At 65.3% G+C, this 25057-nt stretch carries 30 protein-coding genes; 14 read left to right on the top strand and 16 right to left on the bottom strand.

The window, feature by feature from the left end:
• Positions 1 to 16: 16 nt before the first annotated feature.
• On the bottom strand, positions 17 to 514 hold the full coding sequence (locus BM118_RS01780) for a hypothetical protein (protein ID WP_177233946.1): 498 nt from the start codon (positions 512 to 514) through the stop codon (positions 17 to 19).
• Between the two features lie 94 nt (positions 515 to 608).
• Here BM118_RS01780 and BM118_RS41090 point away from each other — a divergent pair, with 94 nt between their 5' ends.
• The 3 genes from BM118_RS41090 to BM118_RS01765 all read left to right on the top strand — a co-directional run bounded on the left by BM118_RS41090 (position 609) and on the right by BM118_RS01765 (position 1871).
• Positions 609 to 977, top strand: coding sequence for a hypothetical protein (locus BM118_RS41090; protein ID WP_177233945.1), 369 nt, complete (start codon positions 609 to 611; stop codon positions 975 to 977).
• 91 nt (positions 978 to 1068) lie between these two features.
• A complete protein-coding gene (locus BM118_RS01770; RefSeq protein WP_092181394.1) occupies positions 1069 to 1584 on the top strand; it encodes a DUF3828 domain-containing protein in 516 nt (171 codons plus the stop codon).
• A gap of 11 nt (positions 1585 to 1595) precedes the next feature.
• Positions 1596 to 1871, top strand: a complete 276-nt coding sequence (locus tag BM118_RS01765; protein ID WP_092181391.1) for a GNAT family N-acetyltransferase — start codon at positions 1596 to 1598, stop codon at positions 1869 to 1871.
• A 49-nt stretch (positions 1872 to 1920) separates the two neighbouring features.
• On the opposite strand, the gene BM118_RS01760 is transcribed toward BM118_RS01765, so the two are convergent.
• Entirely contained in the window at positions 1921 to 2319 is a 399-nt protein-coding gene (locus tag BM118_RS01760; RefSeq protein WP_092181388.1) for an SPW repeat protein, read from the bottom strand.
• A 251-nt stretch (positions 2320 to 2570) separates the two neighbouring features.
• Between BM118_RS01760 and BM118_RS01755 the strand changes: the two genes are divergently transcribed.
• Positions 2571 to 2846: a GNAT family N-acetyltransferase gene (locus tag BM118_RS01755; RefSeq protein WP_092181385.1), complete on the top strand. Its 276-nt coding sequence runs from the start codon at positions 2571 to 2573 to the stop codon at positions 2844 to 2846.
• A gap of 52 nt (positions 2847 to 2898) precedes the next feature.
• On the opposite strand, the gene BM118_RS01750 is transcribed toward BM118_RS01755, so the two are convergent.
• On the bottom strand, positions 2899 to 3300 hold the full coding sequence (locus BM118_RS01750; protein ID WP_177233944.1) for a DUF3597 domain-containing protein: 402 nt from the start codon (positions 3298 to 3300) through the stop codon (positions 2899 to 2901).
• A 334-nt stretch (positions 3301 to 3634) separates the two neighbouring features.
• On the opposite strand from BM118_RS01750, the gene BM118_RS01745 reads away from it, so the two are divergent.
• Positions 3635 to 4543, top strand: a complete 909-nt coding sequence (locus BM118_RS01745) for a DUF2189 domain-containing protein (protein ID WP_177233943.1) — start codon at positions 3635 to 3637, stop codon at positions 4541 to 4543.
• Positions 4544 to 4673: 130 nt separating this feature from the next.
• Positions 4674 to 5498 (top strand): lytic murein transglycosylase, encoded by an 825-nt coding sequence (locus BM118_RS01740; protein WP_092181377.1) that lies wholly within the window; start codon positions 4674 to 4676, stop codon positions 5496 to 5498.
• Positions 5499 to 5557: 59 nt separating this feature from the next.
• Here the strand turns inward: BM118_RS01740 and BM118_RS01735 are convergent, their stop codons facing one another.
• Positions 5558 to 5884: a hypothetical protein gene (locus tag BM118_RS01735; protein WP_177234122.1), complete on the bottom strand. Its 327-nt coding sequence runs from the start codon at positions 5882 to 5884 to the stop codon at positions 5558 to 5560.
• Between the two features lie 664 nt (positions 5885 to 6548).
• Here BM118_RS01735 and BM118_RS01730 point away from each other — a divergent pair.
• The 5 genes from BM118_RS01730 to BM118_RS01710 all read left to right on the top strand — a co-directional run bounded on the left by BM118_RS01730 (position 6549) and on the right by BM118_RS01710 (position 10512).
• Complete coding sequence (locus BM118_RS01730; RefSeq protein WP_007590701.1) at positions 6549 to 6701, top strand: DUF1127 domain-containing protein; 153 nt, start codon at positions 6549 to 6551, stop codon at positions 6699 to 6701.
• A gap of 126 nt (positions 6702 to 6827) precedes the next feature.
• Positions 6828 to 8255, top strand: coding sequence for a methylenetetrahydrofolate--tRNA-(uracil(54)-C(5))-methyltransferase (FADH(2)-oxidizing) TrmFO (trmFO, locus tag BM118_RS01725; protein ID WP_092181371.1), 1428 nt, complete (start codon positions 6828 to 6830; stop codon positions 8253 to 8255).
• Between the two features lie 7 nt (positions 8256 to 8262).
• On the top strand, positions 8263 to 9357 hold the full coding sequence (locus tag BM118_RS01720) for a serine/threonine protein kinase (RefSeq protein WP_177233942.1): 1095 nt from the start codon (positions 8263 to 8265) through the stop codon (positions 9355 to 9357).
• Between the two features lie 73 nt (positions 9358 to 9430).
• Positions 9431 to 10006, top strand: a complete 576-nt coding sequence (locus BM118_RS01715; protein WP_092181365.1) for a CAP domain-containing protein — start codon at positions 9431 to 9433, stop codon at positions 10004 to 10006.
• A gap of 92 nt (positions 10007 to 10098) precedes the next feature.
• The gene (locus BM118_RS01710) at positions 10099 to 10512 is read left to right on the top strand and encodes a GFA family protein (protein ID WP_092181362.1); all 414 of its coding nucleotides are present in this window, start codon (positions 10099 to 10101) and stop codon (positions 10510 to 10512) included.
• 19 nt (positions 10513 to 10531) lie between these two features.
• Here BM118_RS01710 and BM118_RS01705 read toward each other — a convergent pair whose 3' ends face one another.
• Positions 10532 to 11005, bottom strand: a complete 474-nt coding sequence (locus BM118_RS01705) for a VOC family protein (protein ID WP_092184186.1) — start codon at positions 11003 to 11005, stop codon at positions 10532 to 10534.
• A 149-nt stretch (positions 11006 to 11154) separates the two neighbouring features.
• On the opposite strand from BM118_RS01705, the gene BM118_RS01700 reads away from it, so the two are divergent.
• Positions 11155 to 12333, top strand: a complete 1179-nt coding sequence (locus BM118_RS01700; protein ID WP_092181359.1) for an aminotransferase class V-fold PLP-dependent enzyme — start codon at positions 11155 to 11157, stop codon at positions 12331 to 12333.
• A 17-nt stretch (positions 12334 to 12350) separates the two neighbouring features.
• Here the strand turns inward: BM118_RS01700 and BM118_RS01695 are convergent, their stop codons facing one another.
• Genes BM118_RS01695 through yajC form a run of 6 tightly spaced genes read right to left on the bottom strand, consistent with a single transcriptional unit; the run spans position 12351 to position 17995 of the window.
• On the bottom strand, positions 12351 to 13595 hold the full coding sequence (locus tag BM118_RS01695; RefSeq protein WP_092181356.1) for a threonine ammonia-lyase: 1245 nt from the start codon (positions 13593 to 13595) through the stop codon (positions 12351 to 12353).
• 45 nt (positions 13596 to 13640) lie between these two features.
• On the bottom strand, positions 13641 to 14504 hold the full coding sequence (locus tag BM118_RS01690; RefSeq protein ID WP_092181353.1) for a phytoene/squalene synthase family protein: 864 nt from the start codon (positions 14502 to 14504) through the stop codon (positions 13641 to 13643).
• The gene (locus BM118_RS01685) at positions 14501 to 14884 is read right to left on the bottom strand and encodes an Mth938-like domain-containing protein (protein WP_092181350.1); all 384 of its coding nucleotides are present in this window, start codon (positions 14882 to 14884) and stop codon (positions 14501 to 14503) included. The genes BM118_RS01690 and BM118_RS01685 overlap by 4 nt, the downstream gene beginning before the upstream one ends.
• Positions 14885 to 14944: 60 nt before the next feature.
• A complete protein-coding gene (gene secF / locus BM118_RS01680) occupies positions 14945 to 15964 on the bottom strand; it encodes a protein translocase subunit SecF (protein WP_092181347.1) in 1020 nt (339 codons plus the stop codon).
• A 10-nt stretch (positions 15965 to 15974) separates the two neighbouring features.
• Positions 15975 to 17579 carry a protein translocase subunit SecD gene (secD, locus tag BM118_RS01675; RefSeq protein WP_092181344.1) on the bottom strand — a complete coding sequence of 535 codons (1605 nt, stop codon included), beginning with the start codon at positions 17577 to 17579 and terminating at the stop codon, positions 15975 to 15977.
• Between the two features lie 47 nt (positions 17580 to 17626).
• Complete coding sequence (yajC, locus tag BM118_RS01670) at positions 17627 to 17995, bottom strand: preprotein translocase subunit YajC (protein ID WP_092181341.1); 369 nt, start codon at positions 17993 to 17995, stop codon at positions 17627 to 17629.
• 181 nt (positions 17996 to 18176) lie between these two features.
• Between yajC and BM118_RS01665 the strand changes: the two genes are divergently transcribed.
• Positions 18177 to 19181, top strand: a complete 1005-nt coding sequence (locus BM118_RS01665) for an ATP-binding protein (protein WP_092181338.1) — start codon at positions 18177 to 18179, stop codon at positions 19179 to 19181.
• A gap of 171 nt (positions 19182 to 19352) precedes the next feature.
• Here the strand turns inward: BM118_RS01665 and BM118_RS01660 are convergent, their stop codons facing one another.
• Together BM118_RS01660 and BM118_RS01655 are read right to left on the bottom strand one after the other, a co-directional pair.
• Positions 19353 to 20750: a LysM peptidoglycan-binding domain-containing M23 family metallopeptidase gene (locus BM118_RS01660; RefSeq protein ID WP_092181335.1), complete on the bottom strand. Its 1398-nt coding sequence runs from the start codon at positions 20748 to 20750 to the stop codon at positions 19353 to 19355.
• Between the two features lie 109 nt (positions 20751 to 20859).
• Positions 20860 to 21510, bottom strand: a complete 651-nt coding sequence (locus BM118_RS01655) for a protein-L-isoaspartate(D-aspartate) O-methyltransferase (RefSeq protein ID WP_092181332.1) — start codon at positions 21508 to 21510, stop codon at positions 20860 to 20862.
• Between the two features lie 240 nt (positions 21511 to 21750).
• Between BM118_RS01655 and BM118_RS01650 the strand changes: the two genes are divergently transcribed.
• The gene (locus tag BM118_RS01650; protein WP_027546599.1) at positions 21751 to 22122 is read left to right on the top strand and encodes a response regulator; all 372 of its coding nucleotides are present in this window, start codon (positions 21751 to 21753) and stop codon (positions 22120 to 22122) included.
• Between the two features lie 3 nt (positions 22123 to 22125).
• Here BM118_RS01650 and surE read toward each other — a convergent pair whose 3' ends face one another.
• From surE to serS, 3 genes are all read right to left on the bottom strand, one after another.
• The gene (gene surE, locus BM118_RS01645) at positions 22126 to 22893 is read right to left on the bottom strand and encodes a 5'/3'-nucleotidase SurE (RefSeq protein ID WP_177233941.1); all 768 of its coding nucleotides are present in this window, start codon (positions 22891 to 22893) and stop codon (positions 22126 to 22128) included.
• A 187-nt stretch (positions 22894 to 23080) separates the two neighbouring features.
• Positions 23081 to 23443 (bottom strand): hypothetical protein, encoded by a 363-nt coding sequence (locus BM118_RS01640; RefSeq protein WP_092181326.1) that lies wholly within the window; start codon positions 23441 to 23443, stop codon positions 23081 to 23083.
• Positions 23444 to 23537: 94 nt separating this feature from the next.
• Positions 23538 to 24869 (bottom strand): serine--tRNA ligase, encoded by a 1332-nt coding sequence (serS, locus tag BM118_RS01635; protein WP_092181323.1) that lies wholly within the window; start codon positions 24867 to 24869, stop codon positions 23538 to 23540.
• Positions 24870 to 25057 lie beyond the last annotated feature (188 nt).

The following is a 25057-nucleotide window of genomic DNA, read 5'->3' as shown; positions in this document are numbered from 1 at the left end:
CGGCCGCACCCCTGCTCTACGGCTGCCTGAACGCGAACGGCGTCGCCGTGATCGCCTTCGCCTTGACGCAGGCCTGCGCGCCAAAACCACCGCAATAGCTGCCATGCAGATCGAAGCGGATGGTGCGCGCGGCGCCGCGCTTGATCGGCGACGCCACGATCTTGTAGCTGCGGACATAGCCGTCGAACACGGGGCGCACGCTGCCGTCAGGCAGCGTCACAAGGATGTTCATGACGCAGCCGCCGGTCCCGCAATAGGTGGTCTCGCGGTCCCCGCATTTGGTGTCGCGGAAATCGACGATGTAGTCGTCGCGACCGTCCCCGGTCAGGTCGATCCTGCGCACCGTGTCCGGTGCAAAGGTTACCGCGCCACCGTCCTGGCTGTCGCATTCCTCATTGGCGTAGCGCAGCGCCTTCTGCACACCGGCTGGAAAGTCGGCCGGGTTGAACGGTCTTGCGTCGTCGGCGCGCGCAGCGGTGACGAGCAGAGCAAGCAGGAGGACGAAACAGCGCATGCGCATATGTCGCCGACGCAGCCACGACCGTTCAGGGAATTTTAAACATGATCGGCGCAACCTCAGCCAATTCTCGCGTACAGAGTGCCGCATCATGGTCAAAGCGCCTGCCTTCCTCCTGCTATCGCTGGCGCTCGCCGGATGTGCCGTGGCGCCGCAGGCGCATCTCGCTTCCGATCCCGCCTTCAAGCCTGCGCGCTACGCCTGGGATGGTGCCGGCGAGGATCCCAACCAGCCGCGATCCGTCCCGGGACCATCGCGCGCAACGCGATCCGCCGCAGCATCCGAGCGCGACAGATCGCAAGCAGGCCTTCAGCCCTATTCGAAGGAATGGTGGCAGGCGCAGGACGGCATCGAGGCCGAGCAGGACGCCAGGGTCAATCGCTCCCTCGTCATCTGCCAGGGCTGCCTCCGCCAGCAGCCGCAGCCCGAGGACGCACGGCTGGCCAAAGCGACCGATTGAACCGAACGGCCGCTCCATCAGTCTACAGCGATACGCGCTGACGACGGCCGCGCAGGCCTGTCGTCGCGCGCCATCACCTCAGGGACATTTCATGCTCACCCGCCGGACCTTCGTCGTCGCCTCTCTGCTTGCCACTACCTCCCCGGCATTCGCCGTGACGCCTGCCCCCAGCGATCCCGTCGCCATCCTGACCGCGATCTACACGCGCGCGGCCAAGGGCAAGGGCGATGGCGGTGGGGCCTTCGTCATCGAGAACAAGGCGGCCAAGGCGAAATATCTCTCGAAGGCGCTGGTAGCGCTGTGGGCGAAGGCGGATGCACATACGCCCAAGGGCGACGTCGGACCGGTCGATTTCGACCCCGTCACCAACTCGCAGGAACCGGACGTGAAATCGTTCAAGGTTGACGCCGAGAAGATGGAGGCCGACAAGGCGACACTCGCGGTGACCATCGCCGGCCACCGCAACGACCGCAAACCCGCCGACCTGATCGTGCGTTACGATTTCGTGCGCGAGGCTGGTAGCTGGCGGATCGACGACATCAAGGGCTCTTCCGACGGCGAAGCCTGGTCGATCCGCAAGATGCTGACGGACTCGCTGAAGAGCTGACCGGAGACGACATGAGCGATGTCATCAACAACAAGGCCCATCACCGCTATGAACTGGAGATGGAGGGCCATCTTGCGACCGAGCATTACAAGCTCGACGGCAACGTCATCACGTTCGAGCACACGGATGTGCCGAAGGAGCTCGGCGGCAAGGGCGTCGGCTCGAAGCTGGTCCAAGGCGCGCTCGACCACGTCCGAGCAGCCGGCTTGAAGTTGATCCCGCAATGCCCGTTCGTCAAAGCGTGGATCGAGAAGCACCCGGACTATCAGGACCTCGTGAAAAGATGAGTGGGCGCGGGCCCGCCGATCGGGCGGCGGGCCTGCCGAAATCCGCAGCCTATTGTCCGTGCTTCAGCATATCCTGATCATTCAGATCCCAGTCCTGCCACAGCGAGAGCACGCCGAGGAGCACCGCTGCCGCTCCGAGACCCGTATGGTAGACCCGGAGAAAACCTTCGCCGGAATAACCGAGCGCGTAGGGCGAGACGATGAGCCACAGCCCGACCAGGATCGTCGCCACCTCCTGCCAGCGCTGCAAGGCAACATATTCGAGCTGGCTAAGGCCAAATACGACGAGGCCGATGGCGACCGTGTTCAGAACCATCGTCTCGTATCCGGTGATCCCCGGGCGATCCTGGATGGGGAACCACGGCGACGCAGCAATCAGCGCACCGAGCAGCATCCCGCACCAGTCTTCCCATGTTCGATGAGTATTCAAGAAACCAAAGTCCGACATCGTACCCTCCTACAAGAGAGGCATACGTCTGCGGCTGGCTATCACGACACTCCGAATGTCTGGCGACCGTGCCGGCCGCATTCGGGCGTATGTCCTCTCAAGGACGTGGGAACCGCCGCGGAACTTGCAAGAGCAGGGTCAGGAAATATTGGGGTCGGCAACCTCCCTTGAACCTCCCCTTGGCCGCGCTTGCCAAGTGCGGGGTCGGGCTCCTAGATCGGCGAGCAATACGCACTTTGGAAGGAGCTTGCATGGCGGCACCGGTACGCGACAACAAGGACAGGAGCCGCTTCGAGCTCGATATCGGCAGCGAGGTCGCCTTCGCCAATTACCGGCTGACCCCGTCGGCGGTGATCATCACCCATACCGAGACGCCACGCGCGCTGCGCGGCCGTGGCATCGCCTCCGAGCTGGTCAAGGGCGCGCTGGACCTGATCCGCCGCGACGGCAGGAAGGTGATCGCCGGCTGCGGCTTCGTCGTCGACTATCTCGACAAGCATCCGGAGGATGCGGACCTCGTTGCCTGAACACAAAAGGGCCCGCGATCCCGCGGGTCCTTGGCTGCGTCCGAGCGATCGATCAGTGCTTGATCTCCGGCGGCAGCTTGCCGCCATTGGCGGCGAGCTTGGACATCACCTGCTTGTGCAGCCAGACGTTCATGCTCGCGGAATCGTTGGTGTCGCCGCTGTAGCCGAGCTCACGGGCGAGATCCTTGCGCGCGGCAAGGCTCGAGTCGATGTCGAGCGCCTTCATCAGGTCGACGATCGAGGTGCGCCATTCCAGCTTCTCGCCCTTGTGCGCTGCGACCGCCTTGTCGACGATGGCTGCAACGTCGACCGCTGCCATGGGCGCGGCTGCAGGCGCCGATGCGCCCGGCGTGGCCCCTGCCGGGGCGCCGCCCGGAGCTGCGCCGCCTGCGGGCGCGGCGGACGCCGGCTGGCTGCCGAAGATCGCGCTCATGATTTTCCCGAAAATGCTCATGTCTGCTCCCCGAAAAGGATCCCGTTGGAAGGCCTTGAGTGGCACTTATAGACGAAGTTTCTGCGTTGCGCCCGCGGAGTTCTGCGAACCGACAACCAGCATCAGCTTATCTGCGGCGAAATGACGACCGAATGACATCGCGAAGTTGCGGTGCGGCATCGAATCTCACCCAGGCGTGAGGGACAGGACTCGGAATTGGGAGTACGCTTCCCGTTCAGTTCGCGATGCCTTCCGGAATTCGCGTCTGGTCGGGATCGCGATCATCCAAGAAAAGCGGCTGCTTGCGCCGTTTGCCGGCGCCGGATTCGGCTGCATGGCAAGGGAGCTAGCGACCATGGCCACACTCTACCAGGGCAATGTCCCCACAATGGCCCCGCCCACTGATGCGGCGGGACCAACCATCCGGACCATCCAGCTGTCCGACCTGCATGACGCGCTGAGGCGCGGCTGGGAGGATTTCAAGGCGGTTCCGAGCCACGCCATCGTCCTGTGCTTGATCTATCCGGTGCTGGGCCTCGTGCTCGCCCGCGTGGTGATGGGCTATTCGGTGCTGCCGCTGCTGTTTCCACTCGCCGCAGGCTTCGCCTTGATCGGGCCCTTCGCTGCCTTGGGTCTCTACGAGCTCTCGAGCCGGCGCGAACGCTATGAAGAGGCCAGCGCCTGGGATGCCATGGAGGTGCTGCGCTCGCCTTCGTTCGGTGCCATGCTCGGTCTCGGCACATTGCTGCTCGCACTGTTCGTGACCTGGGTTGCAACCGCACAGGCGATCTATGTCGCAGCCTTCGGCTATGAGGGCGTGACCGGGATCTCGGACTTCATCACGCGCGTGCTGACGACCCCGCAGGGCTGGTGGCTGATCGTGGTCGGCTGCGGCACCGGATTCCTGTTCGCGCTCGCCGCGCTCTGCATCAGCGCCGTGTCGTTCCCCCTGATGCTCGATCGCCATGCCGGTGCGTTCGAGGCGATGGTCACCTCGCTGCGCGTCGTCGCCAGGAACCCGGTGCCGATGGCGGCCTGGGGCCTGATCGTGGCGGTGCTGCTGGCGCTCGGCACGATCCCGGCGTTCCTCGGCCTCGCCGTGGTGATCCCCCTGCTCGGCCATGCCACCTGGCATCTCTACCGCAAGGTGATCGTGTCCGATCCCGGTGCGCGGCCTGTGCCGCCTCCGCCGCATCGTCCGCGCAAGCCCGCCGCCGATTTCCCCGCCAACCTCTTCCCGTGGCGGAATCGGACGGACGCTTGACGATCTCGTGACATCCGGTCCTGCCCGGCTCCGGGCAGGACCGGGCTCGTCATGCGCCTTGCTTTGGCCGCGGTTCCGACCGAGATTGCGCCCCGCCGGTCAGATCACTTCACGGAATCCATTTCATCTGATGACCCCGACGATTTCTCGTCTTGCTCTCGCAGCCTTAGCCCTCACCGCGTCAATCCTATCCGCCGAGCCAGCCCTCGCCGCCGTTGCCTGCGGTTCGGGCAATTTCGACGCATGGCTTGCAGACTTCAAAACCGACGCCGCGGCGAAAGGCATCTCGCAGCAGGCCATTGCCGCCGGGCTCGCCGGCGTGACGCTCGATCAGAGCGTGCTCAACCGCGACCGCTCGCAAAAGGTCTTCACCCAGACCTTCGAGGAGTTTTCCGGCCGCATGGTGCCGCCGCGCATGACGCGCGGCTCCAACATGATGAAGCAATACGGCTCGGTGCTGTCCCGCATCGAACAGACCTACGGCGTCCCAGGCGAGGTGCTGGTCGCGATCTGGGGTCTCGAGACCGATTTCGGCGTCAACACCGGCAAGTTCGCAACCATCCGTTCGCTGGCGACGCTGGCCTATGACTGCCGGCGCACTGAGCAGTTTCGCAGCGAGCTGATGGACGCGCTGCGCATCGTCCAGCGCGGCGATCTCGCACCCGCCGACATGAAGGGCGCCTGGGCGGGCGAGCTCGGCCAGACCCAGTTCATGCCCTCGTCCTGGATGAAATACGCCGTCGATTTCGACGGCAATGGCAAGCGCGATCTCCTGCACAACGCGCCCGACGTGCTCGCCTCCACCGCCAATTATCTCGCCGGCTATGGCTGGCAGCGCGGCAAGGATTGGCAGCCGGGCGGCCCGAATTTCGCGGTGCTACAGCAGTGGAACAAGAGCGAGGTCTATTCCAAGACCGTCGCCTATTTCGCCACCCAGCTCGCACGCGCCCCTTAAGGTCCCTCGACAAAACGCGTAGGGCCGATCGCCCGGCGACCGGCCCTCTCTTGAAGCGTTTACTTGCCCATGGTGGCGTGCATCGCCTTGTTCAGATGCGTGCCGCACGCACCCATTTTGCCGTTGAGCAGCGAGTCCTGCGCAGCCGCGATCTCCTTCTGCGCCGCGAACTTGCCGTCGCCGTCGGCCATGTTCTCGATCGCGGTCTCCGTCTTCTCCAGATTGGCCGAACTGCAGCCGCCCATGGCGTGCTTGGCGGCCTGGGCCGGCGCGACGGCGAACGCGACGGCGGCAATGGCGATAACCCCGAGTAACTTCGTCATGATGTTACTTTCCTTCTCTTGTTCTTGGGACAGACCCAGCGACATTGCCGGAATCTGCGCCACGACTTTGCTGCCGACGCGGCAACTTGCCGCAATAAATTCCCCGCGAGAATTGCGTGATGTTGCGCGCCGCGCAGAGCCGCATGCGGAAATTCTGATTTTCATTACAACCTTGTAATCCAGCGCTCGCACCCTTGGCGTGTGTGCACTGCATCAACGACGAGCGCGCGCGACTCCTGGCGATCGGCCCGCGATATCTGGCCCTCCTCAACCCGTTTCGGTGGCCTTCTAACGGAGCCGAGCGAATCGCCTCTCCGTCTTCCTCAGGCCGGCGGACTCCCTCAGCTCAGCGGAACCGATTCCATATTATGAATATATAATCATTTCTACATTTTCCGATTTATGCGATTCGCGCATGCGAGACTTGGGCTTACAAGCTGCCGCATCGTCTTGCAGGTCACGAGAATGCAACTTATTTCCATCGCCATGGGAACCGCATGGATCCCCATAAACCCGTGATTTCACGGGATTTTATTGCAATCCGCAACGGCTAACGCCCAGCTGTTGGGCGGGACTGCCAAGAGGTTAATCGCCTCTTACCGATGCCATGCGTTCTTCGCTTAGCTGCATCGCAACATCGGAACTTTCGCACTGCACCACTCTCACCTATATTCATTTCAACGATGAGGCCCGGGCAAGGGCTGAATCGAACTACAGGAGACTACCAATGCTGCTCTCGCTCATCCGCATGATCCAGGCTTTCCGGGACTATCAGCGCAATGTTGCCGAGCTGTCCCAGCTCAGCGATCGCGAACTGGCCGACATCGGCCTCGATCGCTCGGACATCCCGCGCGTTGCCGCCGGTCAGTATCAGGGCTGATATCGTTCAGCCCTTCACCCGACGAACCGATAGCGCCCGCCTCGTGCGGGCGTTGTCGTTTCTGAAGGCAGAAAACTCGATCTCGGCGATTCCACTGACCGCCGAAAAGCGCTACCTGTCCGCCCCATGACAGGACCCCATTCCAACATTGTGCACGTGATCGGCGCGGGCCTTGCCGGCTCGGAAGCCGCCTGGCAGGTCGCCAAATCCGGCGTGCCCGTGGTGCTGCACGAGATGCGGCCGGACCGCATGACCGAGGCGCACCGCACCGACGGGCTCGCCGAGCTCGTCTGCTCCAATTCGTTCCGCTCGGACGATGCCGCCAACAACGCCGTCGGCCTGCTGCATGCGGAGATGCGCCGGCTCGGCTCGCTGATCATGCGCGCGGCCGATGCCAACCAGGTGCCCGCCGGCGGCGCGCTGGCGGTCGATCGCGACGGTTTTTCGGCGGCCGTCACCAAGGCGCTGAACGAGCATCCCCTGATCGAGATCGCCCGTGGCGAGATCGCGGGCCTGCCGCCGGCCGACTGGAGCAACGTCATCGTTGCGACCGGCCCCCTCACCTCGGCACCGCTCGCCGACGCCATCCGCGAGCTGACCGACGAGAACGCGCTCGCCTTCTTCGACGCGATCGCGCCGATCGTGCATCGCGAATCCATCGACATGTCGGTCGCCTGGTTCCAGTCGCGCTACGACAAGGTCGGCCCCGGCGGCAACGGCGCCGACTACATCAACTGCCCCATGACCAAGGAGCAGTATGACGGCTTCGTCGCCGCGCTGATCGCCGGCGAGAAGACCGAGTTCAAGGAGTGGGAGACCAACACGCCCTATTTCGACGGCTGCCTGCCGATCGAGGTGATGGCGGAGCGCGGCCCCGAGACGCTGCGCCATGGTCCGATGAAGCCGGTCGGCCTCACCAATCCGCACGATCCCACGACGAAAGCCTACGCGATCGTGCAGCTGCGCCAGGACAACAAGCTCGGCACGCTCTACAACATCGTCGGATTCCAGACGAAGCTGAAATACGGCGAGCAGCAACGCATCTTCCGCACCATTCCCGGGCTGGAGAAGGCCGAATTCGCCCGCCTCGGCGGCCTGCATCGCAACACCTTCCTCAATTCGCCAAAACTGCTCGACGGCCAGCTGCGGTTGCGCGCGCAGCCGCGGCTGCGCTTTGCCGGCCAGATGACGGGCTGCGAGGGCTATGTGGAGTCCGCCAGCGTCGGGCTGATCGCCGGTCTCTACGCGGCGGCCGACGCCCGTGGCGAGACATTGGCGAGCCCGCCTGCTACGACCGCGCTGGGATCGCTGCTCGGCCACATCACCGGCGGCCATATCGAGACCATCGAGCCCGGCACGCGCTCGTTCCAGCCGATGAACATCAATTTCGGCCTGTTCCCGCCGCTTGCAAGCGCTCCGACGAAGAAGCCCGACGGCACGCGCCTGCGCGGCAACGAGAAGACGGTGGCCAAGAAGCAGGCGATGAGCGCACTGGCGCTCGCCGATCTCGATCGCTGGATCGCCGATCACCTGCGCATCGCCGCAGCCGCGTGAGTTGTCGATGAAGCTCCCCAAAGACGACGCCGCGACGCTCTCGGCGCGCTGGACCGAGGGCGTGCTGCTCAAGCGCGACGTGTTCTCGACCGTCGAGCGCGGCCGCTTTCGTGCCGACACCGGTAAGGTCGACGCCGTGCTGCGCCGGCTGGATGAAGTGCCGTGGTGGTCCTTCCTGCTGGCCCGCCATCTGTTCGCGCGCGAGAAGCATGCGCTCGCCCTCGCCAAGGGCCTGAACGTCGGTCCCGAGCTGCTGTGGGCCGGGCGCCGGGCGCTGGTGCGCGGCTTCGTCGACGGCGTCGCACTGCATCTGGCCAAACCGCATGGCGACCTCGCCTATTTCCGCTCGGCCAAGGCGGCGCTGCGCCGGCTGCGCCGCGCCGGCATCTGCCACAACGACCTTGCCAAGGAGCAGAACTGGCTGGTCGGCCGCGACGGCCGCGCCTATGTGACCGACTTCCAGCTCGCCGCCTGCTTTGCACGCCGCGGCCGGCTCTATCGTATCCTCGCCTATGAAGACCTGCGGCACCTGCTCAAGCACAAGCGTTCCTACGCGCCCGAGGCGCTGACGCCGCGCGAGCGCAAGATCCTGGCGAAGAAGTCGTTTGCCGCGAGCCTGTGGCTCGCCACCGGCAAGAAGGTCTACCGGGCGATCACGCGCGGCCTGTTCAACTTCACCGACCGTGAGGGCGGCGGCCGCAGGCTCGTCAACGACGCTCCCGTTCTGGCGGAGCTGATCCGCAAGAATCCCGCCGTGCGCGACACCGCCATCGTCGCCTTTGCCGACCGCCGCTCCGGCGTCGGGCTCTATGCCTTCGTCGAAGCTGATCAGGCCATGCTGGAAGGCCAGCTCCGCAACGAACTCACGGCCGCCAAGGGTCCGAAACCGCCGGAGCACATCCAGGTGGTGCATGCACTGCCGCGCGACACCAGCGGCAAGCCGCGCACCGAGATCCTGCAACTGGTCGCCATGAACCAGCTCGACCTGATCGAGCCGATGATGAAGAACGACCAGGACCGCGCCTTCCTCAAGGACATTCTGGAGCAGCGCAAGAACCTGCGCGACCGCTTCAATTTCGAGGCGGACCTGCCGGCGGGCTGACGTAGGACGTGCGCCTTGAAGCGTCCACATTGGCGATAGAGAAGCAGTCGGATAAAGCAGGCTTGGCGGGGTCATGGGCACTCGGGGGACGATGAGGCATCGTGTGGTTGGCGGCATGATCGCCGGCCTTCTGCTGTTGGCAGCGACGCCCGCGATGGCCGAAACCCCGGCCGAACAGATCTCCAGCTTCCGCCTCAAGCATGGCGAGGTTCGCGTCGTGCGCGATGCCACCCTCGACCGCATCGCCATGGACCAGGCCCGCGCGATGGCGGCGAAGGACGACCTCAGCCACGACGTCCTCGGACCGTTCAACCGCCGCGTCGCACCGGCCGGCGCAGGGCGCGCCGCCGAAAACATCGCCTATGGCTACGACAATTTCGAGAAGACGCTCGGCCAGTGGATCGACTCCTCCGGGCACCGCAAGAACCTCTTGCTGCACAACGCCTCCCGCGTCGGCATCGCCAGCGCCAGAAATGCCAGCGGCAAGCGTACCTACTGGGCGATGGTGATCGCGGGCGACTACGAGCCGAAGAAGGGCAAGGGCAAGAAGGACAAGGAGCCGCTGGTTGCCGTGAAGCGCGAAGCCGCACCCGCCAGCAAGCCGAAATCCAGCAACTGCCACATCAAGCTGCTCAGCCTCTGCATCTGAGACGAGACGCTGCGCGGCAAGCCCTGTTGCGCGCGCTTCTCCGGCCAGCCAATATGGCCCCGCCGCTGTCTTGGACCAATTCGAGGCGATCAATGGCCAAAAAATACACCGCTCAATGCGCCTGTGGCGCCATCAAGTTCGAATTCGACACCGATCCGTCCTTCATCGCCAATTGTCATTGCAACGACTGCAAGCGCGCCTCAGGCGGCGAGATGGCAACTTTCTTTGCCGTGCCGGAGGATGACTTCACGCTTCTCAGCGGCAAGCCGAAGGCCTTTCACTACGTCGCGAACTCCGGCAAAGGCCTCGACCGAAACTTCTGTCCCGAATGCGGCTCGCGGGTGTTCAGCTCGAACCTCGATAGTTTCCCCAAAACGGTCTTCGTTCAGTTGGGAAGCCTCGACCGGCCTGACTTGGTCGCACCGAAGCTCGAGATGTTCACCAAGCGTCGCCTGCGGTGGAATACGCCGCTCGACCTGCCGCAGTTCGAAGAGATGCCGCATTGACGCCGGGCGGCATACCGCGTCAGCCGCGACGCGCCGCCTCGATCGCGGCGACGTCGATCTTCGTCATCCCCAGCATCGCCTCGAATGCGCGCTTGGCCTCGGCACCGCCGGCCGCCAACGCTTCGGTGAGCACGCGCGGCGTGATCTGCCAGGAAACGCCCCATTTGTCCTTGCACCAGCCACAGGCGCTCGCCTGTCCGCCATTGCCGACGATGGCCTTCCAGTAGCGGTCGGTCTCCTCCTGGTCGTCGGTGGCGATCTGGAACGAGAAGGCCTCGTTGTGCTTGAAGATCGGACCGCCGTTGAGGCCGAGACAGGCAACGCCGGCCACCGTGAACTCGACGGTCAGCACATCGCCCGCCTTGCCGGATGGATAGTCGCTGGGCGCGCGGTGCACGGCGCTCACTGCGCTATCGGGGAACGTCTCGGCATAGAAGCGGGCAGCCGCCTCGGCATCCTTGTCGTACCAGAGGCAAATCGTGTTCTTCGCCATCGCGGGCTCCTTCATTTCCCGATCAAATCACGCTCGCTATCAGCATAGGCAGCCGGAGCGGCATGCTCCAGCCGCGACTTCCGTTCGCCAATCTTGCTCGCATGCGTCATTGTGTCTAACTCAGGGAACCCGATGACAGAGGCTCTCACTTGATCGACATGGACCGAATACGTGCCGACACGCCGGCCGCTGACCGGCTCGCGTATCTCCACAACGCGGGCGCATCCCTGATGCCGGCGTCCGTCGTCGCGGCAATGAAGGGGCATATCGACCTCGAGAGCGAGATCGGAGGCTATGCCGCCGCCGATCGCGAGGCGCGCCGGCTTGATTCAGTCTATGGCTCGGTAGGCCGCCTGCTGAATGCCGCGCCCGACGAGATCGCCCTCATGGAGAACGCGACGGTTGCCTGGCAGATGGCGTTCTATGCGCTTTCATTTCGCAAAGGCGATCGCATCCTGACTGCAGAGGCGGAATACGCCGCCAACTATGTCGCGTTTCTTCAGGTCGCCAAGCGGACAGGCGCGGTCATCGAGGTCGTGCCGAGCGATCCCGGCGGCGAACTCGACATCCACGCGCTCGAACGCATGATCGACGAGCGCGTGAAGCTGATCGCCATCACCTGGGTTCCGACCAATGGCGGGCTGGTCAATCCCGCAGCGGCCGTCGGCAAGATCGCGCGGGCGCACGGCATTCCCTATCTGCTCGACGCCTGCCAGGCGGTCGGCCAGATGGCGGTCGACGTCGAAGCCATCGGCTGTGACATGCTGTCGGCGACGGGGCGCAAATTCCTGCGCGGCCCGCGTGGCACCGGCTTTCTCTATGTCCGCCGCGGGCTGCTGCAACGGCTCGAGCCGCCGATGATCGACCACTTTGCGGCGCCCTGGGTCTCGCGTGACCAATATCGCCTCCGCGACGATGCGCGCCGTTTCGAGACCTGGGAGAACAACTACGCGGCACGGCTCGGGCTCGGCGCTGCCGTCGATTACGCGCTCGATATCGGCATGGGTCCTATCGAGCAGCGCTGCCGCCTGCTGGCGGACCGCCTTCGGGGCGGACTCGCTTCCGTTCGCGGCATCACAATTCGCGACCTCGGACGCACACCAGGCGCCATCGTCAGCTTCACGATGGATGGATATGACGCGGACGCGATTGTCGGCAGTGCTGCTGCCGCCGGCATCACCATCGGTGCGTCGCATCCGTCGAGCACCCGCATCGACGCCGAGATCCGGGCGCTGCCGCCGCTCGTGCGCGCCTCCCCGCATTACTACAACACCGAAGCCGAGATCGACCGGCTGATCGGCCACCTCGCGGGCCTGACGCCGCGATAGCGGGACGGCCGCGCCACTCAGGTGCAGCGCGCGCTCAATCCGGATGCACTGAGCCTCGCCATGACCTCGTCGAGATGCGCGCTGTCGCGGGTCTCGATCACGAGTTGCAGCAGCGTCGCCTTGGCCGGCAGGTCGGAGAAGGTGCGCTGATGCGAGACCTCAATGATGTTGGCGCCAGCCTCGGCCAGTAGTGCTGCCACTGCGGCCAATTGGCCGGGCCGGTCGGGGATATCGAGCGACAGCTGGGTCAGCCGTCCCTCGCGCGCCAGTTCGCGGGTGAGAACGGAGGCGATCAGCCGCGTGTCGATATTGCCGCCGCTCAGCACCAGGCCGACCTTCTGGCCGGCAAAGCGGGACGGATCGGACATCAGCGCGGCGAGGCCGGCGGCGCCGGCGCCCTCGACCACCGTCTTCTCGATCGAGATCAGGGTCGCGACCGCGCGCTCGAGCTCGGCCTCGTTGACCAGCGCGATGTCCTCGACGAGGCGCCGGACGATTTCAGTCGTGATCTTGCCCGGCGACTTCACCGCAATGCCCTCGGCGAGCGTATCGCCGCGCGCCGGCAGATTGCCGTCATGGATGGCATTGTACATGGAGGGATAGAGCCAGGCCTCGACGCCCAGAATCCGCAGCGATGGCTTGATCGATTTCGCGGCGATGGAAATGCCGCTGATCAGGCCGCCGCCGCCGATCGGGACGACCAGCGTGTCGAGCTCCGGCACCGCGTTCAACATCTCCAGCCCGACGGTGCCCTGCCCCGCGATGACAAGCGGATCGTCGTAAGGGTGGACGAAGATCATGCCGCGAGCTTCGCCGTGGCTCCGCGCGAACGCGGCCGCCTCCTCCAGCGTCGCGCCCGTCACCACCACCTCCGCGCCGTGGTGCTTCGTGTTCTCGACCTTCACCATGGGTGTGCCGACCGGCATCACGATGGTGGCGGGAATGCCGAGCCGCCTGGCGTGATAGGCGACGCCCTGCGCGTGGTTGCCCGCCGACATGGCGATGACGCCCCGCGCACGCTCCTCCGGCGTCAGTGCCGTGAGGCGGTTGAGCGCGCCGCGCTCCTTGAACGAGGAGGTGAACTGGAGGTTCTCGAATTTGAGCCAGATGTCACAGCCGCAAATATTGCTCAGCGTGCGGCTGTAGCTACAGGGCGTCTCGACGACGGCACCCCGGATGGTCTCGGCGGCCGCGTGAATGTCACTAGGTGCGACCGGAAGGCCGCTGAGATCGGAGGAATTGGTTTGGGACAAGTCAGCCATGGGACAGCATAGAGCATTTGCCCGGCTCGGGCGACAAGCCAACCGCTATTTGGTAAATTCCCGAGAACGTGAAGCCCGCCACAGCGTCCACAGCGTGCGCAACCGCGACGAAGGCTGCGGCGTGAACGGATTGCGTCCCGGACGCGACAGGCGCTTCAGATCGGCCTGCGCCTGGCTCAGCGGCAGGAACGCCGGCCGCACTGACGACGGCACCTGCGCCAGCAGCGACGAGGCCGTCGTCACATGCTGCCGGGCTTCACCCGCAAGCTGTTCGAGCACCGCATGGAGATTGGGCGTCTCCTTGCTGGCGAACACATCCTCCATGTTGCAATTGTGGCTCGCCAGCACTTGCTGCGGCAGGAACAGCTGCCTGTGCGCGGCATCGCGCGGCAGATTGGCGATGACCTGCACGATGCCCTGCGCCAGCCCGGCATGACGGGCAAGATGCTCGACCGCGTCCGACGGCGGTCCCATGATCCGCGCCGCGAGGGCGAACAACGCCGAACAGGTCGCGGCCAGATAGCCTTCCAGCGCCGCCATGGTCGGCATCGGATCGTTGTAGAGATCGAACTGGTGCTCGTCGGCGAGCAGCGACAGCGGCTCGACCGGCAGGTCGAAATCGCGGATCGCGCGCAGCAGCTCGGCCGCGACCGGATTGCCCTCGGCGCTGCCATGGACATGGCCGGAGAGCATGTCGGTCCACCATTGCAGGCGGATTTCGCCGGGCAAGGGCTGGCTTACCTGGTCGCGGACCCGGACGATCTCGACATTGAAGGCATAGAGCGCGAGCAGCGCACGGCGCTCGGCGGCGGGCGCGAACAGGGTCGCGACATAGCGCGGAAAGTCGTGGCTGCGCACGAGATCGGCGCAGAAGGCAACGGAATCGGGCGGAGGTGCAGCGCCGCTCATGGCACGGCGATCAGCGCGGCCGCAACGCGGCGCCGTTCGCCGATCATGATGTTGTAGGTGCGCACGGCCGGGCCGGTCTGCATCGTGTCCAGCACCACCCCTACCGCCTTCAAGGCCTGCCGCAGCGCCGGCGGCGGCAGCCAGACCCCGGTTCCGGTGCCGATCAGGAGCGTGTCGATGCTGTTGGCGGCCGTGAAGACCCGATCCAGCGAATAGCGATCGATCTTCGCGGGGGCCGTCACATCCCAGGCCCAGATCGCATCGGGCAGACAGAGCAGCGATCCCCGGTGCGACATGCCGGCAAAGGCGAAGCCGCCCTTGCCATAGGCCTCGATCGGCGCCGAGCGCGGGAAATGCGGTGCGTTGGGATCGCCGGTCATGAGCTTGGTCCGAATGGGCTTACTGCCCTCGCAAACGCGTGCGAGGGCGTGCGGTTCGGATCATGCCTTGTTTTTCTTCGCCGGCGTAGCGGTATCGGGCGCATCTTCGCGATGCTCGCCGACGCCGAGATAGATCAGGATCGGCGCCGCGATGAAGATCGAGGTGTAGGTGCCGACCAGCACCACGCCGAACATCATCACCGCGGTGAAGCTGTGGATGGCGTGACCGCCGAACAGGAGCAGCGCCAGCAGCGCCAGCGTCACGGTGAAGTGGGTGATGATCGAGCGCGACAGGGTCGAGTTGATCGACTCGTTGAGAAGCTGCGGCATCGGCATCTTCTTGTAGCGCCGCAGCATTTCGCGAATGCGGTCATAGATGACGACGGTGTCGTTGAGCGAATAGCCGAGAATGGTCAGGAGCGCGGCGATGCTGGTCAGGTCGAAATCGACCTGGCTGATCGACATGAAGCCGATCGTCAGCACGATGTCGTGCACGTTGGCGATCATGGCGCCCAGCGCGAACTGCCACTCGAAGCGGAACCAGAGATAGATCAGGATCGAGACGATCGCGAGCATCAGGCCGATCATGCCGTAGGCCAGAAGCTCGCCGGACACGCGCGGCCCGACCACCTCGACGCGGCGATAGTCGACGGAATCGCCGAGCGCGGTGCGGACCTTCTGCACGGCCGCCTGCTGGGCGGCGTCGCCGCCGGGCTGCTCCGCGACGCGGATCAGGACGTCGGCGGGCCCGCCGAACTGCTGGAGCTGGACTTCGCCGAGATGCAGGGCATCCAGCGTCGTGCGCATCGCCGCGATGTCGGCGGTGCCGGACTTGGCCTGCACCTCGAGCAGCGTGCCACCGCGGAAGTCGATGCCGAAATTCAGGCCGTGGGTGAAGAACAGCGTGATCGCGACGATCGACAGCGCCGCCGAGATCGGGAAGCTGATGCGGCGGAAGCGCGTGAAGTCGAAATGCGTATCGTCCGGGACGATGCGCAGCGACGGCAACAGGCCGAACGCCGCGACGACGGTCAGGATGGCAATGAGGACGCCGAGCCCGATGAGAACGGTGTGATTCACGATCAGGCTCCTAGATCGGCACGCTCTGCGGCCGCTTCCACCGCACCCACCCGGCCACGATCAGCCGGGTCAGCGTGAAGGCGGTGAACACCGTGGTGATGATGCCGATACCGAGCGTCACGGCGAAGCCGCGCACCGGGCCGGTGCCGATGTAGAACAGCACCGCGGCGGCAATGAAGGTGGTGATGTTGGAATCGAGAATGGTGGCAAGCGCCCGCTTGAAGCCGGCGTCGATCGCCGAGATCGCGTTGCGGCCGCCGCGCAGCTCCTCGCGGATGCGCTCGTAGATCAGCACGTTGGAGTCGACCGCGATGCCGACGGTGAGCACGATGCCGGCGATGCCGGGCAGCGTCAGCGTGGCGTTGAGCAGCGACAACAGGCCGAAGATCATCGCGACGTTGATGGCCACCGCGATGTTCGCGAACACCCCGAACAGCCGGTAGGTCAGCAGCATGAAGATGATGACCAGGATAGAGCCGACATAGGCCGCAAGCTCGCCCTTCTCGATCGAATCCTGGCCGAGGCCCGGACCGACGGTACGCTCCTCGACCACGGTGAGCGGCGCCGGCAGCGCGCCGGCGCGCAAGAGGATCGCCAGGTCGTTGGCCGATTGCACGGTGAAATTGCCGGAAATCTGGCCCTGGCCGCCAGTGATCGGCTCGCGGATGACGGGCGCCGAGATCACCTTGTTGTCGAGCACGATCGCGAAGGGCAGCCCCACGTTCTCTTGGGTCGCCTGCGAGAACTTGCGCGCGCCCGACGTGTTGAACTTGAAGCTGACGACAGGCTCACTCGTGCGCTGGTCGAAGCTGGCCTGCGCGTCGGTCAGGTCGCCACCGGCAACCAGCACCTGCTTCTTGACCACGTAGGGTGTCGGCGGCGGCGAGGCGCTCATCAGGAGCTCGGATTCCGGCGGCAACCGCCCCTGCTGCGCCTGATCCGGCGGCACGGAGGTGTCGACCATGCGGAATTCCATCTTCGCGGTCTTGCCCAGCAATTCCTTCAGGCGGGTCGGGTCCTGAAGGCCGGGTACCTGCACCAGGATGCGGTCGTTGCCCTGGCGCTGGATGACAGGCTCGACGGTGCCGAGCTCGTTGACGCGGCGCTCGACGATCTGGATCGACTGCTCGATGGTCTTGCGCATGCGATCGAGCATCGCGGCCTGCGGGATGCTCAGGCGGATCACCCCGCCACCGGCATCGGTCACGTCAAGGTCGCGCTGACCGCTGGATCCCATCAACCCGCCCAGCGGTTGGGACAGCTCTCGCAGCTTGGCGAGCGCAGGCTGTACGTCGGTTTCCTTGGTGATACGGACCTCGGCCGCGTCGTTGCGCACGGTGACGCCGCCAGTGAAGCCGATCTTGGCGTCGCGCAGCGTCCGGCGAACGTCGTCGCGGACCTGGTCGAGCCTTTCCTTCTTCACATAGTTGCCGTCGACCTCGAGCAGCAGATAGGAGCCGCCCTGGAGGTCGAGGCCAAGCACGAGCCGGCGCTGCGCCCAGGCCGGCCAGGTCTTCACCTGCGACTCGGGGAAGAAGTTCGGGACCGCGCAGAGGCACACGATCAGCGCCGTCAGGATAATCCCGAGCGCTCTCCACCGCGTGAAATACAACATCGACTGGACCTGTCAGATCAGGAGACTTGAGAGACTCGCGGACGCGCTCACTTCGCCGCGGTGTCGTCCTTGGCGCTTTCCTTCGCGCTTTCCTTGGCCGGCTCGCCCTTGGCGCGCACGCCGGAGATCATCTGGCGCATCTGCCGCACGCGGACGCCATCGGAAATCTCGAACTCGATCTGGTCGTCGTCGACGACCTTGGTGACCTTGCCGACGAGGCCGCCCGAGGTCACGACGGTGTCGCCGCGACGGATGTTCTTCACGAGGTCGGCGTGGTCACGGACCTTCTTCTGCTGCGGACGCAGAATCAGGAAGTACATGATCACGAAGATCAGGGCGAACGGCAGCAGCGACATCAACATGCTGTTGGTGTCGCCGGCGCCCGCGGCCTGGGCATACGCAGGGGTAATCAGCATTCGGACGATCCTCGTGACAACGGGGGAAAGCCGGTCAGGCCCTCAAAGGCGACCGGCTCGGTCAAATTCGCGCGGACTATAGCGGCCACCGCCCCAATTGCAACGCTGCCAGACCGCCCTTTTGGCCACCTTGCGGCGCGGCGTCAGGCCCGATAAGGCTGCATTCTCAGGAACTTCGGACATGCCCAAAAAACCAAGCAAAAGCCCGGCCGGCAAAGGCCCCCGTACCCCTGCCAGGAAGCCTGCCCGCGTCGCGGCAAAACGCCCCACGGCAGCCTCCAAGGCAACCTCCAAGGCAACCTCCAAGGCAGCCCCCGACCTCGCCCAGGAGCGCATGGTCCGCGCCCTCGAGACCATTGCGGCGCACCTCTCCACCCAGGGCAATCCGGCCGCCGAACCCGAGTCGTTCGAGCGGGTGGATGCCTATGTCTGGCACCCCGACGGCCGCCTCTCGGCGGTGCCGCGGGTCAGCCGCGTCGAGCTGTTCCTCCTCAAGGGCGTCGACCGGATGCGCGACATCCTGATGGAAAACACCGAGCGCTTCGCAGGCGGCCTGCCCGCCAACAACGCCCTGCTCTGGGGCGCGCGCGGCATGGGCAAGTCGTCGCTGGTGAAGGCCGCGCATGCCAGCATCAATGCGGACCGCAAGCCGGCCGATAAATTGAAGCTGATCGAGATCCACCGCGAGGACATCGAGACCTTGCCCGCGCTGATGGAGCAGCTGCGCGCCTCGTCCTTCCGCTTCATCGTGTTCTGCGACGACCTCTCCTTCGACGGCAATGACGCCTCGTACAAATCGCTCAAGGCCGTGCTCGAAGGCGGCATCGAGGGGCGGCCCGAGAACGTCATCCTCTACGCCACCTCCAACCGCCGCCACCTGCTCGCGCGCGAGATGATCGAGAACGAGCGCTCGACCGCGATCAATCCCGGCGAAGCGGTCGAGGAGAAGGTGTCGCTGTCGGATCGTTTCGGCCTCTGGCTCGGCTTCCACCGTTGCAGCCAGGACGAATATCTCGCCATGGTGCGCGGCTATTGCAGCCATTTCGGCATCAAGGTCGATGATGAGGCGCTGGAGCGCGAGGCGCTGGAATGGTCGACCACGCGCGGCTCGCGCTCGGGTCGCGTCGCCTGGCAGTTCGTGCAGGAGCTTGCGGGACGCCTCGGCGTGAAGCTGACGGCGACGTAGCGGAAAGTATCGCCTCGCCCACAACTGTCATTCCCCGCGCAGGCGGGGAATCCAGTATTCCAGAGACGATTGTGATCGATCGAGAGGCCGCGGCGTACTGGATCGCCCGCCTTCGCGGGCGATGACAGCTGCCTTGTGGTGATGACCTGCCCTACTCTAAGGGCCCGCGCCTCACGCCCCGTTCAGGAATTGAAGCGGGTCAACCGGACTTGATCCCTTGCGGATCTCGAAGTGGAGCTGCGGCGACGCCACCTCCCCGGATTGACCCGACTTGGCAATGACCTGACCGCGCTTGATGGTATCGCCGCGCTTCACCAACAGCTCACTCGCATGGGCATATGCGGTGACGTAGCCGTTGGAGTGCCGAACCAGGACCAGATTGCCGTAACCTTTCAGCTCGTTGCCGGAATAGGCGACGACGCCGTCTTCAGCCGCCTTGACCGGCGTACCCTCCGGCACCGCGAGATTGATGCCGTCATTGGACTTGCCGTTGGTCTTGGCGCCGTAGGTCGTGACCACCTTGCCGCGCACCGGCCAGCGGAAGGTCGGCAGCGCGCCGGTGGCCTCCGCAGCCTTCGCCGGCGTCTCGGCGGGCTTCTCTTCGACATTGGCCGTGGCCTGGGCCAGGCGCGCGCTCTGCACCGGCGCGGCGGCGGCCATCTTCGTCGCAGGCGCCGGTGCGGCCGCAACGGGCTGCAACGTACCCGCAACCGGGGCAGCCGCGACCGGAGCCGCAGCAACGGGTGCTGCGACAGCGGCGGTCTTTGCACCCGGCACGGTCAGCCTGGTGCCGAGCTTGAGCTTGGCGGACGGATCGAGGCCATTGGCACGCGCCAGCTCAGCCGCCGAGATATGGTTCTTGCGGGCAATGCTGGCGAGCGTGTCGCCGTGGTTGACGAAGTGCGTGCTCGGCGGCGCGGCAACGGCCGCAACCGGCTTCGCTGCTGGCGCCATCGTGGGAGCCGCTGCGACGGGAGCCATCGCCGGCGCGGGTGCAGCCGCGGTCCCGCCCGGATGCGGGATGATCAGCTGCTGGCCGGGCGAGAGCGTGCGCGGACCCTTGTAGCCATTGGCGGCAAGGATCGCTTGCGGAGTGACGCGATAGCGCTTGGCGAGCAGGTCGAGCGTGTCGCTGGTGCCGACGATGATCTTGGTCCCACCGGCCGGTTGGGCGGCCGCGACCGAGCGCGACGGCACGGTGGCCGTGGTCTCCAGACGCGGCTGCGCCGGGGGCGCGTAGGTGCCGACGCCACGCCCGCCACCAGACACCCCGCCACCGGCGGCAACGGGATAGGATTGCGGCGCGGACACCGCGGGCGGCGGCAAGGGCTGCGACTGATAGTAACCGGGCTGCGTCTGCGGCCGCGAATATTGCGGCAGCTCACGCTGCGGCGGCGGCGCCTGCTGCACCGAACCGGTCGATTCAGTCGAGAAGGGGTTGGAGAAGTTCGACTGGGACAGCCGCGACGACATGTCGGCGCTGCACCCTGCGAAACTGACGGAGATCAGCGCCAGCACCGCGACCTGCGGTACGCGGCGCGAGTAAAGCAACTCGGCGACGACAGACATGGTTACTCACTCGTACGCAACAGAACTGGTCTTTTAAGTAAACACGCGCCGAGTAAATAACGGCTTAACCCTCCCAATAAGATGTTGGCAGCACAGCCAATCCGGAAATCTACAGCTCCCGCGCCACGCCGGGCAGCGCCGGCACGAAACGGACCTCGACGAGTTCCTTGCGGTCGATCCCGTTCGCGGTGCGGGTCAGACGGATCAGCGTCTGCACCCCCTGATGCGGCCCGACGGGCGCGATCAGGATGCCGCCGACCTCGAGCCGCTCGACCAGGTTCTCCGGAATCCGCTCCATCGCGGCGGTGACGATGATGCGGTCGAACGGGCCGATGTTGGGAGGCAGGTTGAGACCGTCGCCCAGCATCACCTCGACATTGTGATAGTCGAGATTCTCAAGCCTGGCGCGTGCGGCGTCCGCAAGCTTGCGATAGCGCTCGACCGTCAGCACGTGACCTGCGAGCCGCGACAGCACGGCGGCCTGATAGCCGGAGCCCGCGCCGATCTCGAGCACGCGGTGCTGCTTCTGGAGCTGGAGCTGCTCGGTCATGTAGGCAACGACGAAGGGCTGGCTGATGGTCTGCCCGCATGCGATCGGCAGCGCGCTGTCACGATAGGCCTCCTCGCGATCGGCCTCGTCGACGAACAGCTCGCGCGGCACCTCCTCCATGGTTCGCAGCACCGCCTGATCGCTGATGCCCCGACGCCTCAGCGAGAGCTGAAACATCATCTTTTCCGGCGGGTGCTGATGGGAGGTCATTGCTGCCAGTGTTGTCTCGTCAGGTCCGGATCGTCGCTTGCGGAGCTCAAGGCCTGGGGCAAGAATCCTGTTCCTGCTCAGGAACTCATGATAGCCTTTTGCTGAGGTATTTGACCACAAATTGGCTTGCAGCGGACTGGCCGCGAAGGCCATTTTCAGCTGTCCGTTCGCGGAAACGCGCATTGCGTCGATTCACGTTATCTGCGAACGTTTTCTGGAATGGGCAAGGACTCACCGACAATGACCGCGACAGGGCTTTCCGGCCGCTCTGTATTCCTCGTCGAAGACGAGGTGATGATCAGGATGATGGTCGCGGACATGCTCGAAGAGCTCGGCTACAAGATCGCAGCCGAAGCCGGCGATATCCCCGAAGCGATGCGGCTCGCCGAAGCAACCCAGTTCGACATCGCCATCCTCGACGTCAACGTCAACGGCAAGGTGATCTCCCCGGTCGCCGACCTGATCAAGGCCAAGGGCTGCCCTTTCATCTTCGCCACCGGCTACGGCTCCTCCGGCCTGCCCGAGCAGTATCGCGACCGGCCGGCGCTCCAGAAGCCGTTCCAGCTCGACGCGCTCGGCAAGACCATCGAGGCCGCCCTTCGCGGCGGCTAGCCGCTACTTCAGGGCCGCACCCAGCGCTTCGGAAAACGCTTCGTTGGTACGGTCGAGCCTGAGCGGCGTGACCGAGACGTACCGCTCGCGCAGCGCCGCCAGATCGGTGCCCTCGGCGGGCGTATCCATCATCGCCGCGCGCTCGAAGCCGATCCAGAAATAGGGATTGTTGCGGCCGTCCCTGCGCTCGTCGATCCTGAGGAAGCCGAGATTGCGCTTGCCCTGGCGGGTGACGCGAATGCCGAGCACGTCCTCCGGCGCGCAGGACGGGAAGTTGACGTTGATGACGGTCTCCTTCGGGATGCCGGCGGCCATCACCTTGCGCAGGATGTCGGGGCCGAACTTGCGCGCGGTGTCCCACGGCGGCCGCTCGCGGGTCTCGACGCTGAACTCCTGCGACAGCGCAAACGACGGCAGCCCCAGGATGGTGCCCTCCAGCGCGCCGGCGATGGTGCCGGAATAGACCACGTCCTCGGCGACGTTGCGGCCCTTGTTGACGCCCGACAGCACGAGATCCGGCGGCTTGGCGCCCAGGATATGGCGCGCCCCCATGATGACGCAGTCGGTCGGGGTGCCGCGCACGGCGAAGTGCCGCGGCCCGACCTCGCGCAGGCGCAAGGGATCGTTCAGCGACAGCGAATGCGACACGCCGGACTGGTCGAGCTCGGGCGCCACCACCCAGACGTCGTCGGACAACGCCCGTGCGATCTCCTCCACGACCTTGAGGCCGGGAGCGTGAATGCCGTCGTCATTGGTGCAGAGAATGCGCATGCGAAAGGTCGATTCCTGAAGGGGTCTGAGCCGTCTTATCTGGCTGGGACCGATCAGGCAAACCGGCCGCCGCGCAGATCTCGTCTGTGATCTCGCTCATTGCCGCGGCGCAGCAACCGGCCGATGTCGGTTCCCGGGGCCTGCTTCCGGATGACGCCGACCTATTCGCGCCCGATGCCGGACTCGACTAGCAACGGATGCGCCATTGCGGCAGGAAGCGTGCGAGCCTGCCTTCGGCACGCAGCTTCATCGCCGGTACGACCGGACTGACGACAGGAGTCTCGATCACGCCGAGCGCCTCCAGCTCTGCAACGATCGGATCTGACGCCGGCGTCTGCGGAAAACGCTCGCGTGCCACCGTCAGCGCCTTGTCGAAATCCGCAGCATTTACGCCGGGCTTGGCTCGCCGGCTCTGCACGAGATCCTCGTCCCAGAGCCGCGCGATCTCGATGTCAAGCACGCCGCGCAGGCGCTGATCGACGGCCTGGATGCCGGTACCTGTCACCGCCCATTGTCTGCCGATCCAGAAGATATCGCGGTGCAAGGCCATGAACGGTGGTTTCGCATTGACGGGTGGCCGTCAGGATAACCGGCCGCCCGATCTTCGCAACCAAACGTTTCTGCGTCTCGGCGAGCAATACGCCTCAGTCGCGCGAGATCACCTTCAGGCCACCCATGTACGGCTGGAGCACGCTGGGGACGGCGATCGAGCCGTCCTCCTGCTGATAGGTCTCCATCACGGCGATCAGCGCGCGGCCGACCGCGGTGCCGGAGCCGTTCAGCGTATGCACGAAGCGCGGCTTGCCGTCCGGTCCGCGCGAGCGCGCATCCATGCGGCGCGCCTGGAAGTCGCCGCAGACCGAGCAGCTCGAGATCTCGCGGAACATGCCGCCATCGCCCTGCCCGGGCATCCAGACCTCGATGTCATAGGTTTTTTGCGACGAAAAACCCATATCCCCAGCGCAGAGCGTCATCACACGATAATGCAGGTCGAGCTTCTGCAACACCTGCTCGGCGCAGGACAGCATCCGCTCCAGCTCGTCCTTGCTCACTTCCGGCGTCGTGATCGAGACCAGCTCGACCTTGGTGAACTGATGCTGGCGGATCATGCCGCGGGTGTCGCGCCCGGCGGCGCCCGCCTCGGCGCGGAAGCATGGCGTCAGCGCGGTGAGCCGCATCGGCAATTGCTTCTCGTCGAGGATGGACTCGCGCGCGAGGTTGGTCAGCGAGACTTCGGCCGTCGGAATGAGACCGAGGCGCTCTGTCTTCAGCCGCTCATGGTCGGGTGAGGCGAGCAGCTCGCCCTTGATCGCCCAGAACTGATCGTCCTCGAACTTCGGCAACTGCCCGGTGCCGAACATCACCTCGTTGCGCACCAGGAGCGGCGGGTTGATCTCGGTGTAGCCGTGCTCGGTCGTGTGCAGGTCGAGCATGAACTGGCCGATCGCGCGTTCGAGGCGCGCCAGCCCTTTCTTCAGCACGACGAAGCGCGCGCCGGAGAGCTTTGCCGCCGCCTCGAAATCCATGTAGCCGAGCGCGGTGCCGAGATCGTCATGCAGCTTCGGTGTGAACGCGTAGTCGCGCTTGTTGCCGAACACGTGGTGCTGCACGTTGCCGTGCTCGTCGACGCCATCGGGCACTTCGTCGAACGGAATGTTCGGAATCGCGGACAGCTCTTTCGTGAGCTCTTCGTCGGCGGTCTTCGCGGCGGCCTCGAGCTCAGGCATCGTGGTCTTGAGCTCGGCGACCTCGGCCATCAGCTTGGCCGCGCGCGCCTCGTCCTTGGCCTTCTTGGCGTCGCCGATTTCCTTGGAGGCCGCATTGCGCCGCGCCTGCGCCTGCTCGGAGGCGAGGATCGCCGCGCGCCGCCTCTCGTCGATCGCGAGCAGCGACGTCGACAACGGCGTCAGGCCACGCCGGGCGAGACCGGCGTCGAAGGCTTGCGGATTGTCGCGGATCGATTTGATGTCGTGCATGGCCGTGGTCCTGGATCAGCGTGTAAACCTACAACGACTAACGTTGTAAGTTTGCATTAGCGCGTCTCCTAGCACGGCTGTCATCATCCGCGAAGGCGGATGATCCAGTATTCCAGGGACGCCAGCGATTCCCCGATAGGCTGCGGCGTACTGGATTCCCCGCCTGCGCGGGGAATGACACTGAGTCC

Origin of the sequence: Bradyrhizobium sp. cf659 (genome assembly GCF_900113725.1) — a bacterium.
Taxonomy (GTDB): domain Bacteria; phylum Pseudomonadota; class Alphaproteobacteria; order Rhizobiales; family Xanthobacteraceae; genus Bradyrhizobium.
Note: the sequence above shows the minus strand (reverse complement) of the source record. Positions and strands in the feature narration are given on the sequence as shown.

Bases quoted from the DNA above. Each gene is read 5' to 3' on its own strand.
- BM118_RS01715 (WP_092181365.1), top strand. From the start codon at position 9,431: ATGGGCACTCGGGGGACGATGAGGCATCGTGTGGTTGGCGGCATGATC.
- yajC (WP_092181341.1), bottom strand. From the start codon at position 17,995: ATGCTGATTACCCCTGCGTATGCCCAGGCCGCGGGCGCCGGCGACACC.
- BM118_RS01640 (WP_092181326.1), bottom strand. From the start codon at position 23,443: ATGGCCTTGCACCGCGATATCTTCTGGATCGGCAGACAATGGGCGGTG.
- BM118_RS01690 (WP_092181353.1), bottom strand. From the start codon at position 14,504: ATGAGCGGCGCTGCACCTCCGCCCGATTCCGTTGCCTTCTGCGCCGAT.
- BM118_RS01705 (WP_092184186.1), bottom strand. From the start codon at position 11,005: ATGGCGAAGAACACGATTTGCCTCTGGTACGACAAGGATGCCGAGGCG.
- serS (WP_092181323.1), bottom strand. From the start codon at position 24,869: ATGCACGACATCAAATCGATCCGCGACAATCCGCAAGCCTTCGACGCC.
- secD (WP_092181344.1), bottom strand. From the start codon at position 17,579: ATGTTGTATTTCACGCGGTGGAGAGCGCTCGGGATTATCCTGACGGCG.
- BM118_RS01745 (WP_177233943.1), top strand. From the start codon at position 3,635: ATGGCCACACTCTACCAGGGCAATGTCCCCACAATGGCCCCGCCCACT.
- BM118_RS01780 (WP_177233946.1), bottom strand. From the start codon at position 514: ATGCGCTGTTTCGTCCTCCTGCTTGCTCTGCTCGTCACCGCTGCGCGC.
- BM118_RS01740 (WP_092181377.1), top strand. From the start codon at position 4,674: ATGACCCCGACGATTTCTCGTCTTGCTCTCGCAGCCTTAGCCCTCACC.
- BM118_RS01650 (WP_027546599.1), top strand. From the start codon at position 21,751: ATGACCGCGACAGGGCTTTCCGGCCGCTCTGTATTCCTCGTCGAAGAC.
- BM118_RS01750 (WP_177233944.1), bottom strand. From the start codon at position 3,300: ATGAGCATTTTCGGGAAAATCATGAGCGCGATCTTCGGCAGCCAGCCG.
- BM118_RS01695 (WP_092181356.1), bottom strand. From the start codon at position 13,595: ATGGCTGACTTGTCCCAAACCAATTCCTCCGATCTCAGCGGCCTTCCG.
- BM118_RS01685 (WP_092181350.1), bottom strand. From the start codon at position 14,884: ATGACCGGCGATCCCAACGCACCGCATTTCCCGCGCTCGGCGCCGATC.
- BM118_RS41090 (WP_177233945.1), top strand. From the start codon at position 609: ATGGTCAAAGCGCCTGCCTTCCTCCTGCTATCGCTGGCGCTCGCCGGA.
- BM118_RS01720 (WP_177233942.1), top strand. From the start codon at position 8,263: ATGAAGCTCCCCAAAGACGACGCCGCGACGCTCTCGGCGCGCTGGACC.
- BM118_RS01760 (WP_092181388.1), bottom strand. From the start codon at position 2,319: ATGTCGGACTTTGGTTTCTTGAATACTCATCGAACATGGGAAGACTGG.
- BM118_RS01730 (WP_007590701.1), top strand. From the start codon at position 6,549: ATGCTGCTCTCGCTCATCCGCATGATCCAGGCTTTCCGGGACTATCAG.
- BM118_RS01660 (WP_092181335.1), bottom strand. From the start codon at position 20,750: ATGTCTGTCGTCGCCGAGTTGCTTTACTCGCGCCGCGTACCGCAGGTC.
- BM118_RS01770 (WP_092181394.1), top strand. From the start codon at position 1,069: ATGCTCACCCGCCGGACCTTCGTCGTCGCCTCTCTGCTTGCCACTACC.
- BM118_RS01655 (WP_092181332.1), bottom strand. From the start codon at position 21,510: ATGACCTCCCATCAGCACCCGCCGGAAAAGATGATGTTTCAGCTCTCG.
- BM118_RS01755 (WP_092181385.1), top strand. From the start codon at position 2,571: ATGGCGGCACCGGTACGCGACAACAAGGACAGGAGCCGCTTCGAGCTC.
- BM118_RS01665 (WP_092181338.1), top strand. From the start codon at position 18,177: ATGCCCAAAAAACCAAGCAAAAGCCCGGCCGGCAAAGGCCCCCGTACC.
- BM118_RS01765 (WP_092181391.1), top strand. From the start codon at position 1,596: ATGAGCGATGTCATCAACAACAAGGCCCATCACCGCTATGAACTGGAG.
- BM118_RS01710 (WP_092181362.1), top strand. From the start codon at position 10,099: ATGGCCAAAAAATACACCGCTCAATGCGCCTGTGGCGCCATCAAGTTC.
- surE (WP_177233941.1), bottom strand. From the start codon at position 22,893: ATGCGCATTCTCTGCACCAATGACGACGGCATTCACGCTCCCGGCCTC.
- trmFO (WP_092181371.1), top strand. From the start codon at position 6,828: ATGACAGGACCCCATTCCAACATTGTGCACGTGATCGGCGCGGGCCTT.